At 60.0% G+C, this 15,240-nt stretch carries 10 protein-coding genes; 4 read left to right on the forward strand and 6 right to left on the reverse strand.

Annotated elements, in window-relative coordinates:
• Window positions 1–440 precede the first annotated feature (440 nt).
• Window positions 441–2,102: a phosphoglucomutase (alpha-D-glucose-1,6-bisphosphate-dependent) gene (gene pgm, locus ACYUCQ_RS06780; RefSeq protein ID WP_460253759.1), complete on the reverse strand. Its 1,662-nt coding sequence runs from the start codon at window positions 2,100–2,102 to the stop codon at window positions 441–443.
• Between the two features lie 137 nt (window positions 2,103–2,239).
• Entirely contained in the window at window positions 2,240–3,007 is a 768-nt protein-coding gene (locus ACYUCQ_RS06785) for an alpha/beta fold hydrolase (protein WP_460253760.1), read from the reverse strand.
• Window positions 3,008–3,162: 155 nt separating this feature from the next.
• On the opposite strand from ACYUCQ_RS06785, the gene ACYUCQ_RS06790 reads away from it, so the two are divergent.
• The 4 genes from ACYUCQ_RS06790 to ACYUCQ_RS06805 all read left to right on the forward strand — a co-directional run bounded on the left by ACYUCQ_RS06790 (window position 3,163) and on the right by ACYUCQ_RS06805 (window position 9,946).
• Window positions 3,163–3,795 (forward strand): GntR family transcriptional regulator, encoded by a 633-nt coding sequence (locus ACYUCQ_RS06790; protein WP_460253761.1) that lies wholly within the window; start codon window positions 3,163–3,165, stop codon window positions 3,793–3,795.
• A 27-nt stretch (window positions 3,796–3,822) separates the two neighbouring features.
• On the forward strand, window positions 3,823–5,157 hold the full coding sequence (locus tag ACYUCQ_RS06795) for an MFS transporter (RefSeq protein ID WP_460253762.1): 1,335 nt from the start codon (window positions 3,823–3,825) through the stop codon (window positions 5,155–5,157).
• A 1-nt stretch (window position 5,158) separates the two neighbouring features.
• Complete coding sequence (locus ACYUCQ_RS06800) at window positions 5,159–7,474, forward strand: xanthine dehydrogenase family protein molybdopterin-binding subunit (protein WP_460253763.1); 2,316 nt, start codon at window positions 5,159–5,161, stop codon at window positions 7,472–7,474.
• Between the two features lie 120 nt (window positions 7,475–7,594).
• Entirely contained in the window at window positions 7,595–9,946 is a 2,352-nt protein-coding gene (locus ACYUCQ_RS06805; protein ID WP_460253764.1) for an HAD-IC family P-type ATPase, read from the forward strand.
• Between the two features lie 186 nt (window positions 9,947–10,132).
• On the opposite strand, the gene ACYUCQ_RS06810 is transcribed toward ACYUCQ_RS06805, so the two are convergent.
• From ACYUCQ_RS06810 to istA, 4 genes are all read right to left on the reverse strand, one after another.
• Window positions 10,133–11,494, reverse strand: coding sequence for an McrC family protein (locus tag ACYUCQ_RS06810; RefSeq protein WP_460253765.1), 1,362 nt, complete (start codon window positions 11,492–11,494; stop codon window positions 10,133–10,135).
• On the reverse strand, window positions 11,472–12,806 hold the full coding sequence (locus ACYUCQ_RS06815) for an McrB family protein (protein ID WP_460253766.1): 1,335 nt from the start codon (window positions 12,804–12,806) through the stop codon (window positions 11,472–11,474). Before ACYUCQ_RS06815 ends, ACYUCQ_RS06810 begins: the two co-directional genes overlap by 23 nt.
• A gap of 74 nt (window positions 12,807–12,880) precedes the next feature.
• Window positions 12,881–13,642, reverse strand: a complete 762-nt coding sequence (gene istB / locus ACYUCQ_RS06820) for an IS21-like element helper ATPase IstB (RefSeq protein ID WP_460253767.1) — start codon at window positions 13,640–13,642, stop codon at window positions 12,881–12,883.
• Window positions 13,642–15,183, reverse strand: a complete 1,542-nt coding sequence (gene istA, locus ACYUCQ_RS06825) for an IS21 family transposase (protein ID WP_460253768.1) — start codon at window positions 15,181–15,183, stop codon at window positions 13,642–13,644. Before istA ends, istB begins: the two co-directional genes overlap by 1 nt.
• Between the last annotated feature and the right edge of the window lie 57 nt (window positions 15,184–15,240).

Here is a 15,240-nt window from a genome sequence, read left to right on the forward strand (position 1 = left end):
GCCGAACCGTCAGATTTGTCGCACGCGCATGAAAAAATCAGACCAAATTACGAGTCAGACTCTCAGACATTTTTGGGGTGCCGATTGGTGAATAAGGATTGGCGCATCCCGACAGACAGATCAACGAGCAAATTAAAATAGTAGATTTCTGTTTCATCAATCGCAACCAATTTTTTGCACTGAACTGTTACGCCAAAGAACACATGAGCAAGAATAGCTGACTATGTCAGAATTGTCCAGTATTGAATATTTAGCGATCATTTAATGCTCTCAAAACAGACAGTGAACAAAAAATGCTTGGCGATCTGAAAATCGGACACTGCAACATAGACTTACGGTGGTGACCGCTGGCATTCAGATGTCACCCGCTGGGCAACTTTTCCTGTTGGAGTGTCCTGCCCGACTAGGCGCTCCATGCGCGCTGGCATCGCGGGTCTTGGTCAAGGCGCGAACAGAGTGAAAATTAGCGATTGCGCCTCGGTTTGCAGGCGCGCCAGATGAGCAGCACTGAGCATGCTTTCCGCATAAATTTTATAGACATCCTCGGTGCCGGACGGGCGCGCGGCAAACCAGCCATTTTCGGTGGTAATTTTCACGCCACCGAGCGGCGCGTTATTGCCGGGTGCGGCAATGAGTTTTGCGATGATCGTCTCACCAGCGAGGCTGGTCGCGCTGATGGCCTCTGGGGTAAGTTGAGCCAAGGCCGCTTTTTGGGCGTGATTGGCAGGGGCATCAATGCGTTGATAATAGGACGTGCCGAGGTTTGTAGTCAGATCATTGTAGTAGAGTGCTGGATCTTTGCCGGTTCGGGCAGTCAGTTCGGCGGCCAGTAGGCCGAGGATCAACCCGTCTTTGTCGGTAGTCCAAACCGTGCCGTCGCGCCTGAGGAATGACGCGCCGGCACTCTCCTCGCCCCCGAATGCGAGGCTGCCCTCAATCAGACCTTGGCTGAACCATTTGAAACCAACCGGCACTTCGGTCAGGCGGCGGCCTTGCGCTGCCACCACCCGATCAATCATCGCGCTGGAGACGGCGGTTTTGCCGATGGCGCTGGTTGCCGGCCAGCCGGGGCGGTGGGTGCCGAGATAACCAATGGCGGCGGCCAAATATTGGTTGGGCGGCATCAGCCCGGCGCTAGGGGTAACAATGCCGTGGCGATCCGCATCGGGGTCCGTCGCGAAGGCGATGTCAAATTGATGCTGCAGCGTAATCAGCTTGGTCATGGCAAAAGGCGACGAGCAATCCATGCGGATTTTACCATCGCCATCGAGGGTCATGAAGCTGAAAGTCGGGTCAATCTGTTGGTTCACCACTGTGGCGGCGAGGCGGTAGCGCTCAATGATCGGGCCCCAATAGGCGAGAGCAGCGCCGCCCAGCGGGTCAATGCCAATGCGTAGGCCCGCAGCAGAAATGGCCTCCATATCAATCACACTGCCAAGGTCGCTGACATAGGGCGTGATGTAATCATGCCGGTGGATGCACGCACTCACCAGGGCGCGGGTGATGGGCATGCGTTTGACCGCGCGATTGCCCGCGGCAAGCAAGGCGTTGGCAGCGCGCTCAATGGCACGCGTCACGTCGGTATCGGCGGGGCCACCATGGGGCGGGTTATATTTGAAACCGCCATCATCAGGCGGATTATGCGACGGGCTGATAACAATGCCGTCAGCGCGACCCCTATTGCTCCTGGGTTCACGGCTTTGATTATAGGTGAGGATGGCGTGCGAGATCACCGGGGTCGGCGTATAGCCGCTCTGGTGATCAATCATAGTCTCAACGCCATTGGCGGCGAGCACTTCGAGGGCGGTGCAAAAAGCCGCTTCGGACAAAGCATGGGTATCCATGCCAAGAAAGAGTGGGCCGGTAATGCCGATACTGGCGCGATGATCGCAAACGGCTTGGGTAATGGCGAGGATATGGGCCTCGTTAAAGCTGGTGGCGAGCGCGTTGCCGCGATGCCCGGATGTGCCAAAAGCAACGCGCTGGGCGGGGTGCGCGGGGTCAGGTGTTTGGGTAAAATAGGCCGTTATCAGCCGGGGAATGTTGGTAAGCAGCGCCGCTGGCACGGGTTGGCCCGCCAACGCGCTGAGAGAATGGGACATGAGACGCTCCGTGGTTCCCGGCCCGATGAGATACAGCGCGACTATAAGCGGGATATTCGGAGCGTCCAGAGGACCCGAGCGTTATTGCGGATCATCACGCACGCTCCAGCCCTTGCTCGCCGATCAATTTCAGTGATCTAGGCGGCAATAAGCTGGGCGATGGCAGCCGGGTCTTGCAGCTGCGGAACATGGGCCAGGCCCGCGAGAATATCGAGCGTCGCGCCTTGGATTGCGGCGGCCAGGGCTTGAGCCATCGCCGGGGGCGTGGCCTGGTCTTCGGCGCCGACCAGAATTCGAGTGCTAGCCGTGAGGCGATCAATATCCGGTGCGAAATCAAGCGCTTCTAGCGCCGCACAGGCAGCGCCGAATTGGGTCGGGTTGGTGCGCAAAAAGGCCGCGCGCCGTTCGGCGATCAGCTCGGGGTGATCGGCGCGAAAATCGGCACCGAACAAGCGGGCCATCGCGGTATCAGCGATGGCGGCAAGCCCGTGCGCGGCAGCTTCTTCGCGCATGGCGCGGAAGGCAGCTCGGCCAGAATCAGAGAAGCGTAAACCCGCACCGATCAGGGTCAGCGCACCAACCCGATCCGGATGATCGAGCGCCAATTGCAAAGCCAGGAAGCTGCCGAACCCATTGCCGATAACCATCGGCGCACGCGCGAGCGCAAGCTCGTCGATGGCAATACTGAGCGCCTGAGCAATTGGGCGCAGACCACCCTCGATCGGGGGAAGGCCGGCAAAGCCGGGAAGGTCAAACACAATAATCTCAGCGTGTGATTCGAGCAGGCCAGCGAGAGCGGACCAGCTTGAAGCGTCGGCGAGCAACGAATGTAACAGCAGAATCGGCTGGCCCGCGCCAGTACGGTGGGCGCGAATGTGCCCAGATGCCAGAATGCGTGTGGTCATGTCGTCTCCCGCAAATCTCGATGACAAGAATATATCATCTATTTGTTAATACATCGCTTATGCAATGGCATAGCAGAGAAATTACCGGATCAAAAGTGGCATTTTTGTCTTGTTTTCTGCACTATGATATATCACAAAGGTGGTGGAGGACTAAAATGCTGATGCGATCAAGCGTTTATTCCGCGCTGAAAAGTGACATTCTCGCCTGCCGCTTGCCGCCCGGTGCCGAGTTGCGTGAACCCGAAACCAGTGCGCGGTATCAGGTCGGACGCTCGCCGCTGCGCGAAGCATTGCTGCGACTGGAAGCCGAAGGCTTGGTGGTGATCGTGCCTCGGCAATATTATCGGGTCGCGCCAATTTCGCTGCGCGATGCGGCGGATCTTTTCGGCTTGCGCCGCGTGCTCGAACCGGAGGCGGCATTGCAAGCCGCTCGCTCGACCGATCAAGCAGCGCGTCAGAGTTTGCTCAAAGCGACGGCGCACGATGAAACAAACTCGTTCATCGATGATAATCGGCGATTTCACTGTGCGATTGCGGCATTGGCGTCGAACCGGCGGCTCGTGGCTTCATGCGTCGACGTCATTGAACAATCCGAGCGGCTGGTCCGGGTCAGTTTGGATCAAATTGCGGGTCGGCGTCCGGATTTACTGATCGCAGAGCATCAAGCCATCGCAGAGGCCATTGCCGAGGGTGACGGGCGAACCGCAGCGCGGCTGCTCCGCGCCCATATCGATGCCGCGGAAGCGCGGGTGTTAACCGCACTCAAACGCGCCGCAATCGTCGCTTAAACGCCAATAATATCGGGGGAGACAAAAATGGATCAGGATATGTCGCAGTTTTCAGCGGGAGCACGGCTAGACCGGCTGCCGGTCGGCCCGTTTCATCGGCGTATCATGTGGCTCATCGGCATTGGTATGTTTTTCGATGGGTTTGATATCTACATCGCCGCAACGGTCCTGGGAGCAACCATTCGCAGTGGCTTCGCGACGTTGCCGCAGGCAGCGTTATTTGTCTCCGCGACCTTTGTTGGAATGATGTTAGGGTCGGTCGTGACAGGTTTTCTGGGTGATCGGTTCGGGCGGCGTTTCACCTATCAGGTGAATTTGGCGATTTTCGGCCTTGCCTCGCTCGCTGCTTCCTTTGCGCCGGACATGGGCGTGCTAATCTTGCTGCGCTTTGTCATGGGGTTTGGCTTGGGTGCCGAAAACGTGGTTGGATATTCCACCCTGACCGAGTTCATCCCCCCCGCAGCGCGTGGGCGCTTACTCGGACTGATGGCGGTTATCGTAGTCACCGGGCTGCCGGTATCTGCACTGCTCGGCTATGTGTTGGTGCCGCATTTTGGCTGGCGGATTATGTTTGTGCTCGGCGGCGTCGGCGCGCTCTTCGTTTGGCAGGCGCGCAAATCGCTGCCGGAATCGCCGCGCTGGCTGCAAACCGTGGGTCGTGACGATGAAGCCGACGCCTTGTTGCGCAGCATCGAGATGCAAGCCGCGGACGGCAAGCCACTGCCGATGCCGTTGCAAGATGCAGCCGCACCGTTGCAGCCTTTTGCCGCCTTGTTCAGCCCGCCTTTGCTCGCACGCCTGGTGCTCGGCTGCATCGCATTGATCGTGATCAACACGCTGATTTACGGGTTCATTACCTGGCTGCCGACATTCATGGTCAAGCAAGGGCTGGGGGTCGCGCAAACATTTGGCTATGCCGTGTTGATGGCCATTGGCGCGCCGGTAGGCTCGGTAATTGGTGCATTTGGCGCTGATCGTTGGGGGCGCAAGCCGAGCATCGTCACCGCTTCGTGTTTCGCGATCCTATTCGGCGCGATCTACCCTTTTGTCCGCGATCCGGCTTTGTTGCCGGTCTTTGGGTTTGCCTTGACCGTACCCATTTACGTGCTGGTGGCGATGCTGTTCGCCATTTATATCCCCGAGCTGTTTCCAACCGAAATTCGGCTGCGCGCCTCGGGTTTATGTAATATGTTTGGCCGTGGCGCGACCATTATCACGCCATTCATGGTGGTGTCGCTGTTCAAGGCTGACGGGGTGAAGGGGGTTTTGGCGATGATGATCGGCTTGTTGGTTCTCTTGATTGTTGCGGTATTGCTGCTGGGTGTGGAAACGCGCCAACGCCGGCTGGAGGCCATTTCCTGATATGGATGCTCACACCTCACGCGCTCGCCCCACGCAATCGGACCAAGACCGCACACGCTGGGTCACCGGCGCCGGGCGTTATCTCGCCGATATTGCCGCACCGGGCGCACTCAGTGCCGCGTTTTTGCGCTCGCCTTATGGCCATGCCGAAATTATCAGGCTTGATGCTACAGCAGCGCAGGCCATGCCGGGGGTGGTGGCGGTGCTCACCGGTGCCGATTGCGCAGCGGCGGGATTTGGCAATTTCCGCGCGTTGATGCGCTATGGCGCGGGTGGTCCAAATCCGATGATTGTGCCATTCCGCCCCGTGCTCGCGCAGGATCGCGTGCGGCATGTGGGCGAGGCGGTGGCGTGCGTCATCGCGGAAACGCCGGCCATGGCGCTGGATGCGATTGAAGCGATCATGGTCGATTATCGTGAGTTGCCCACGGTGATTGGCCTTGAGGCATCATCACAAGCACAGGCGATTGTGCATGAAGTCGCACCGGATAATCTCGCTTTTGTCCATCACGCGGGTGATGCCGAGGCGGTGCACGCAGCCTTTGCGCAAGCAGACCAGATCGTCAGCACCCAATTCGAACTGCCCCGCCTCGCGCCAACCACAATGGAGCTGCGCGGCGCGCTCGCCCGTTACGATCAAGCGGCGGGGATCTATCATTTGATCACGCCGCACCAGGGGATCAACGAAATCCGCGCGGATCTCGCCGCAATCTTGAATGTGGCAGAGGCGAAAATTCACATCGAACTGCCCGATGTTGGCGGTGGCTTTGGCGCGCGCAGCCCGGCCTATCCGGAGCACGCTGCCTTGTTGCTGGCAGCGCGCTTGACCGGGCGACCGGTTCGTTGGGTCGCGAGCCGCAGCGAAGCGTTTCTCACTGATTATTATGGCCGCAGCACGCGCCTAACGGGACGTTTGGCGCTGGATAAAACCGGCAAATTTACCGCGCTGGACCTGCGTTATGAGACCGATTTGGGGGCCTATATCACCACGGTGGGCGCGTTTGTGAATGTGCATAATCCGCTGATGACCAGTGGCGGAACCTATGATATTCCAGCCATCGCCGTCGAGTTCCGGCAATATTTCACCCATACCGGACCGATTGGGCCGTATCGCGGCGCGGGCCGGCCGGACATGGCGCTGCTCATCGAGCGGCTGGTGGATTGCGCCGCATCCGCACGGGGCGATGATCCGCTGGCATTGCGCGCACGAAATGCCATTGCCCATGCCGCGTTTCCCTATCAAACAGCGCTGGGTGTTACCTATGACAATGCCGACTACCCGCAGCTAGTCGAGGCGGCGCAGCACGCGGCTGATTGGGAAAATTTTGCCGCCCGGCGGGATGCGGCGCGGGCGCGCGGGCGGTTGCTCGGTCGCGGCGTTGCGCTCTTCACCGAAATCGCCGGTGGTGGCGCCGCAGCGCGCGACGAGGCGCGGGTGACACTGCATTTGGTGAACGGACAGGTGCGGGCGCGGATTGAAACCGTGACCGGGGGTAGCGGGCAGAGCCAGGCCGAGACCTACGCTTTCATTCTGGCGCCGCGCCTGGGTCTTGATCCGGCGGATATTGAATTGGTGGCCAGTCCAGCCGATTCGACATTGCAAGGCGCCGGCTCGATTGCGTCACGCTCGACCTTGAGTGCGGGCAGTGCGGTTGCCAATGCGGGTGATCAATTACGCACGCGGCTCTTGGCCCTAGCCGGGTTGCGGGCCAATGCGGCGCCGGATGAGTTGATCTTGGCCGACGGCGCAATTTGCCGTCAGGATGGATCGTTGGTGTTGTGGCTGGCCGATGCCATCGAGGCGGCTGACGCGCCATTGATCGCGGTGGGTGCCATGCCCTTGTCGGCCAGCTTTCCATCTGGCTGCCATGTGGCGGAGGTTGAAATTGACCCACAGACTGGCGTTGCAACTTTGGTGCGCTATGTCGCGGTTGATGATGCCGGGCTGGTGCTGAACCCGATGGCGGCGGAGGGTCAGATCCATGGCGGCATCGCACAAGGCTTGGGCGAAGTGTTTGGCGAGGCGATGATCTATGATGAGGCGGGCCAAGTGTTGAGCGGCAGTTTCATGGATTATCCGATGCCACGGGCCGCCGACATGCCGTTTTTTATGACGGCAGAACGGCCAACCTTGTCGCCGCATAACCCGCTTGGGGTCAAAGGCTTGGGCGAGGCCGGCACCACCGGCGCGCTGGCGGCGGCAACCAACGCAATCGCCGATGCGCTGGCACAAGCGGGGGCAGCGTTGCCCGCTCTGCCCTGCACCCCGCAGCGTATTTGGCAAAGCCTCCGTCAGGCTGAAACAATAGCGCGGTAAGGATCGGCGCGCTTGGGTGGATTGACCTAGATCAACGCACCGCCCTCCAAGGTGGCTTAACGGACGCCATCATCGCCGTGATCTAAGCCGAATGATCGGCTCACGCGTTGAGGATAGTAGATGAAGCCCCCTGCCCTGCCCCCCACAACACAACCAACGCCTCCGATCAAAGACGGCCTGAGCACGGCTGAGGCGCAAGCCTTGCTGCGCAAATTCGGCGCCAACGCCATGCCGGACACCGCCGAACGCCTGGGCACACGGCTTATCGGTAAATTTTGGGCGCCGGTACCCTGGATGTTAGAAGCTGCGGTGATTTTACAAATCGCCCTGGGCGATCGCATCGAGGCGGCGGTCATTGCTGGCTTACTCCTGTTCAACGCCATGCTCGGGCTGGCGCAGGAAGGGCGCGCACAAGCGACGCTCGCCGCATTGAAATCACGCTTGGCATTAACTGCATCGGTGCGGCGCGATGGGACCTGGCAATCGCTCCCGGCCGCTGATTTAGTGCCGGGCGACATGATCAAGCTATCGCTCGGCGGTGTGGTGGCGGCTGATGTTACGCTCGTGAGCGGTGAGGTGCTGCTGGATCAATCGATGTTGACCGGCGAATCTGTGCCCATTGAAGCGAGCGCGGGAGCAAAAACCTTTGCCGGCGCGCTGGTGCGCCGTGGCGAGGCAGTGGCTGAGGTAACCGCGACCGGGGCGCGCACCAAATTTGGCCGCACAGCGGAGCTGGTGCGCACCGCACACGTTGTTAGTTCACAGCAAAATGCTGTGCTGCTTGTGGTGCGCAATCTTGCGGTGTTCAACGGGTTGGTCACATTATTTTTGATTTCATACGCGGCTTGGCTGCACATGCCGATTGCCAAAATCACCATGCTGGTGCTCACCGCAATTTTGGCATCAATCCCGGTGGCGCTACCAGCAACCTTTACGCTAGCCGCAGCAATTGGCGCGCGCGCGTTAGCCAAGCGCAATGTTCTGCCAACGCGGCTTTCAGCGGTGGATGAGGCGGCAAGTATCGATGTGCTTTGCGCCGACAAAACTGGAACACTCACACGCAATGAACTCAGCGTGACTAACGTCATACCCATGGCGGGGTATGACGCGCCGCAGGTCTTGATGCTGGCGGCCTTGGCTAGTTCCGAAGGTGGGCAAGACCCGGTGGATGGCGCCATTCGGGCAGCCGCATCGGCGCCTATGATCCATGACGCGCCCCGACTGACGCAATTTGTACCGTTCGATCCAGCCACCAAGATGTCTGCCGCTTTGGTGGTGTCGGCCAATGGGTCCGTCACGCGCGTGGTGAAAGGGGCTTATGCCGTGGTGCGTGCCCTCGCCGCGCCAGACCCAGCAGCCGGGCCAGCGTCGGATGCCTTACTGGCCCAAGGCTTTCGTGTTCTAGCGGTCGCGATGGGACCGGAAGGTGCGCTGAGCTTGGTAGGGCTGATTGCGCTGAGTGATCCGCCGCGTGCCGATTCCGCGCCGCTGATTGCCGAGTTGAAATCACTGGGCATCCGCACGGTGATGGTAACGGGGGATGCACCCGCAACCGCAGCGATTGTCGCAAAATTAGTTGGGTTGGACGGGTTGGTTTGCGAACGCGATGCAATCCCCGATCACGTCCAGCCTGATCGCTTTGCAGTTTTTGATGGTGTTTTGCCGGAAGACAAATATCAGCTGGTAAAATCATTTCAACAAGGCGGCCATATTGTCGGCATGTGTGGCGACGGCGCTAATGATGCGCCCGCTTTGCGCCAAGCGCAGATGGGCATTGCCGTGGCGAGTGCAACGGATGTCGCAAAATCGTCAGCCGGCATGGTGCTCACCAATGCCGGCTTAGAAGGCATCGTCGCGGCGGTGAAAGAGGGACGGATTACCTTTCAACGGATTCAAACATACACGCTGAACACCATCATTCGGAAATTAGCGACGGTGTTATTTCTCGCGATTGGGCTGATCGTGACTGGCCATGCCATATTAACACCGCTGCTGATTGTGATTTTTCTGGTGGCGGGTGATTTTTTATCGATGTCGCTTGCAACCGATCATGTCCATCCCTCGCCGATGCCAAATCTCTGGCGCATCGGCGCACTCACCAAGGCAGGGGTTATCTTAGGTCTTGGCTTGCTCGGCTTTTACACGGCGCTTTTGCTGGTCGGGACGATGTGGCTGCATTTAGCGCCCGGGGCATTGCGTAGTCTCGCTTTCCTGGCCTTGATGTTTGGCAGTCAAAGCTTGATTTACGCAATCCGTGGGCGCGAGCGGTTCTGGCGCGCAGCCCCAAGCCTCTGGCTTGTTACCTCAAGCGTAGCAGCGGTCCTCATGGCGATCATCATGGCAACAACCGGCTTCGCCATGACGCGCTTGCCAATCACCCTGGTGCTCAGCGTGCTAGGCGCGGCCTTAGTTTTTGCGCTGATGGTTGACGCATCGAAAATGAGGCTATTCCGCACGCTGGGCCTCGGTTAGTCGCCGATGCATCGACACGCAAATGATTTTCGCACGTTACCCCCGCGCCGCCAGGACATCAGCATTGTTCGCTTGATCCAGCGTGCGAGGCGCAAAATCGGCGTAAAATGGCGGGCCACGACCGATAGCAATGATCACTACATCTACGCCATAGCCCTATGAAAGGCCAGACGAGTAGATGCGGGATCAACAGGCGGCCATCAGGTCGGGCTTGCGGATTTGAGGAACGACGAACTGGTTTGCGAATTCCCGCCGCTTGCCGGCCAAAGCCGCAAATCGATTAGGTGCGAGAATTTCCGCGAGGTAGGGCAGTGGCACCGGGCGAAGGATGACCGAAGCCGGCCCTTTATCGGACCACATTACTGGCTGGCGGATTTCGACCCGCTCGTCGCACGCGTCAGCAGCCATCGAGGCATAAAGTAGTACGCTCACCTGGGTCGGCGAGGCAAGTGCGTAAAGAGAAAGTTGGTAGAGCCATTCAGCCGGGAGACCCCGTTCCCAAATATCGCGGTACTTTGCGTCGAGGAATGCATACAGCGTATTGCCCCGGAAAAGGGCGTAGTCCGGCCGTGGGGCCGGTGCGCTACGCCGTCTGGGGTTCCCATCGAGCGCGTAGGCAAACAGGTTGCGGATTGGCACCTCGTCCGCAATGCGTGTGCTCGTAAGGTTGTCGTGCAGAAACTGCGAGAGAAGACGCTGAAAGAACATGTTCATGTCGAATAGGAACCCTGGCATTCGACTGGACGGTTGCGCAGTTTCGAATGCTAACCCGAGCGTGTCCTGTAATAGCCGGATGATCGTCAACGCCGGCTTATTGGCGCCTGTCAGGCGAGTTAGCTCACGCTCGGCTCGGTCAATATCGCCAATATCGAGTCGCGCCAAACGCTCGACATCGCCAAACCTCGTCGAAAGCTGATGCGTGTGGCGCCGGAGATCACGATCCTCAGCCATCCGCGCTGCGGCCTCTAGGCCCGCGCGCAATACTCGATTCAGATGCCAATCGGCCCGGCGCTCGAAGTGCCGGCAGGGAAGCCGCGCCTCTTGTACACCGCCCTGTCGGATCACCTGATCAATTAGGAGGCGGCCCCGCGGGCTCTCCAATTTTTCCGATAGCGGGACATAGCGACGCGCCAGACCACGATGCAGTAGCTCCTCTACCTCTGCCGCGAGTAATGCAATTAGTAGATCATGCAAACCATAGCGGGTGGTTGGGGCGTGCGTTTCCTCGATTACCGCGAGATGGCGCAACCCGTACGCATAACTCAACAATCGGGCGAGCGGCATTGCCGGCAGCTTCGGCGTGATCGCGATGCGCACCGGCCCTATGTCGACACGTCCGACGTACGACGTGCTCGTGATCTCCAGACCTTCATACCCTTCGCGAATGTCCAACTTCCCCCGCAATGTCTCGGTCAGTCGGCGGGATTGAGGATCGCCTGCCAACGAACACCCCTTCAGGCGCGGGTCCTGTGCGGGGCCGATCTGTTCCCATTCAGTCAGCTCGACGACGAATCGAGGCGTGTCGTCAGGCCGCAGTTTCGGAGTCATCCTGGCCCTCGCCGTCATCAGCAGGGAGATCAGAAGCCTCGCTGATTAGCGAGCTCTCTGTTGGCTCCTGGTCAAGGACAAGTGGCTGCATTTCTTCGAATGACACGGCTTGGATTAGATCGCCTTCCCGGTTTACACCGAACATCTCTTCGCGAATGCGCCCAGCTTCTACGTCGACCAGCTCACCCCCGAGGATGTCTCTGAGGGTGGCAAAATCGTCGTAACAATATTCTTCGAGCAAAGGGATAATGTCATCGCGCAGGACGCGGGCGAACTCTGCCACAGACGTGATCGGCTGAGGCGGCATCAAGTAAGCGTGCCCTATCTGTAGATTGCGAGCGTCGCGCTTGAGGTGGCGACGCAAGCGCGCGTTTAATGCATCCAGCCAAGCCCCAAGCAGCAGCCCGCCTGCCTTTCGTCCCGCCAACAAGGCGCTATCCGGCATCAATTCGACGAATCCAAAGCGTCGCCGAAGCGCGGTATCCATCAGAGAAATCGAACGATCAGCGGTGTTCATCGTGCCGATCAGGAAGACGTTGCGCGGTATGGCGAAAGACGATCCAGTAATCGGTAGCTTAATTTGCCTGTCCCGCTTGTCGTACTCTATCGTTGTAATCAGTTCGCCGAAGATGCGTGGCAGGTCACCGCGATTGATCTCGTCCAAAACCAGGAAAAATTGCCTGTTAGCCTGCTTGGCGGCGTCGAGGCAAAGACGCTTGAAGATGCCATCGCGAGGCTCAAAAACCATTTGGCCGTTAATAGTCGCAGGCCGCAATCCTTCAATGAAGTCTTCGTAACCCCAACCAGGGTGAAAGGTGCAGATGCGTACTAGGCCGTCACCACCCGCGACTGTCGTTCGCTCCGGCTGGGTGAGATCGGCAAGGCTCTTCTGGAATGCATGGCGCGCCGCAAGTTCATTGGCCACAGCCAGCGCACGGTAGGTCTTGCCGGTGCCCGGTGGGCCATAAAATACTACCTGGCCTTTGCGTCGCAGAATTGCCTCGACCCTTGCGGAGAATTGATCGAGCGGTGCCAGAGTGGCGCGCACATGGTTGGTTTCCGCCGTCACCGAGCGCAGGACGGGCATCGCAGCGGGGTCTCTCCGGTACAGCCGCTGCTCAAGCTCAAGGAGGTTGGCTGCGCTCCTCCCGAGTTCGTAGACCGTGGTGAGCAGCCCTTCCTGATCTGGCAATCGCCACGAATCGAGCAGCAGCCACTCCACCGGCCGCTTGTGCGGGAAACCAAGGTTTTGATCGTATTCTGGCTGTGACAATGGATTCTGGCCCACTTGTGCTGATGAATATTGGCCCACCTCCGGGGGGTGGACAGGCATTGCCGCCCCGCGGGGCGGCAATGCCTGTCAGCGGGTGTTTTTCTCCTTCCTGTTTATGTTTTGCTGACCGTCCGTTGTGCCGTGGTGCGGCGGAAGCGGTAGGAGTCCGTGCCGGTTGTGATGATGTGGGCACGGTCGGTCAGGCGGTCGATCAGCGCCTTGCACAGGCGCGGATTGGGAATGACCTGCGACCATTCGGAGAACGGCAGGTTGGTGGTGACAATCACCGCCGCCTTTTCCGCACGGTCGGCGATGACCTGGAACATCAACTCGCACGCGGTCTCGGCCAGCGGCACGTAGCCGAGCTCATCGATGCAGATCAGGTCGAGCCGTTCCCAACGGCCGAGCGCGCGGCTGAGCTGGTTGGTATGCGCCGCCTCGGCCAGTTCGTTGATCATCGCCGTCGCCGTGGTGAACCGCACTCGCCGGCGCTGACGGCAGGCGGCCACGCATAACCCCGTCGCCAGATGCGTCTTCCCGGTGCCCGCTTCGCCGACCAGTAGGATCGGCTCCGCCTTGGTCACGTAATCGCCCGCGGCCAGATCCCGCAGGTGCGCCGCTGAGACGCCAGAGCGGTCGAACTCGAACCCTTCCAGGGTCTTCATTCTGGGCAGCCTTGCTTCCTTCAGCAGCCGCGCGATCGTATGACTTTCGCGCTCCTCCATCTCAGCCGCCAGAAGGGCTTCGAGATACCCGACATGCGATTGCGTCTCGCAGATCGCCGCCTCGGCCAAGCGTGCGAACTGGCTGCCGATGGTCGGCATCCGCAGCGCCTTGCACTGCTGGCGGATCGCCTGGTCCTGCATGTCGCCCATCACGCGTGCCCCTGGCAGGGGGCTGTGAGCAGCGTGTCATAATCGGCGACGCTCGGCATCGGCCGGTCGTAACGGGCCAGTTCGCCGACATCGATCGGCGCTGCTCTGGGCTTGTTCAATCGCGCCTCCGTCAGCAGGTAACGCACCGCCCCTACGTCGCAGGCCCCGAGCGAGACGGTGGTAGCGATCGCCGTGCACAGCCGATCATGGCCGAATTCCTGGCCGAGCAGCAGCACGGTGATCATCGCGTGCGTGCCCTTCTCCTTGCCGTGGCGTGCCCGCAACCGAGCCCATAATACGTCGTAGCTGTCGGGCCAGCGCCCCGCTGCGCGCCATTGCGCCAACGGCTTGGAGCCCGCGAACGCGCCTGGCTTGTGGTTCAACACCTCGAGATAGTGCTCGAGATCAAGCACATGCTGGCACCGCCGATGGCAACGCTCGTGGCGGGCAATCTGCTTGCCGGCGTGCCAGATCTCGACATGCAGCGGCCGGATCCGCGCCTCCACCCGTGTGCCGACCTTCACCGGCACCGAGTAGAAATTTGTCTTCAACGTGACACAGCCGTGCTTGTCGACCAGCGGGAAGGCAATCTCTGCGATGTCGAACCCCTCGATCGCGCATGGCAGCAGATGGTCGCGCTCCACATTCATCGTGGTGCCCACCGTGTCGATCCGCCCGGCCAGAACGCGCGCTTCATCAACCCGGCAGTCGGCGAGCAGACTGGCGTTCAGCGCATCGAGATCGGCCATGGCGGGGACCGGCACCAGATGATTGCGCCGGAAATATCCGCCTTCACCCTCGACGCCGCCCTTCTCATGACCCTGAGCCGGATTGCAGAATTCAGCGCTGAACCGCCAATGCGAGCGGAACGCCACGAACCGCACCGTCTCCTCGCGCCGATGGCCGCGCAGGATCTTGCGCACCGCACTCGCCAGATTGTCATACCGCAGCAGGCGGAAGACCCCGCCGAAATACGCGAACGCCATCTCATGCGCTTCGAGAAACGCCTGCTGCGTCGCGCTGAGATACGCCCGATGAAACGCCGCCCCACTCGCCATCGAGCGCATCGCGAAGACCTGAACCTTGGTGCGCTCACCCTCAAAATCGACCCAGGCTTCATACCAATCGACCTGCGCCTCCTGGCCCAGCGCGTAGCTCTGCGGCACGAAGGTCTCGCGCCGGATCAGCCCAATCTGGTGCTTGCGCTCGCGCACGTGGTTGCGCACCGTCGATTCCGCAACCGATACGCCGGGAAACTCGGTCAGGATCCGCCGGTAAATCCGCCGCGCCGTATGCCGCTGCTTGCGCGGTGCCCGCTGATCCGCCTCCAAAACACCGTCGATGAACGCCACCACGGCATCCAGCTTCGGCCTCACCCGCACCGGATACTGATGCACAGGCGGCACCGCACCCGCCAGCGCCTGGCGAACCATCCGCCGATGAACCCCAAATTTTGCCGCAACACCGGCTACCGTGCCGATCCCAAACTCATGCTCCCGACGAAGCTGCTCGAATAATTCCACTTTGGTCTTCCAGTCCATGTTTGGCTCCTCGATCGTGCCGAGGAGACCCTAGGTCTATCGATGGAGGTGGGCCAA

The organism is Acidiphilium sp. MT5 (genome assembly GCF_054767495.1).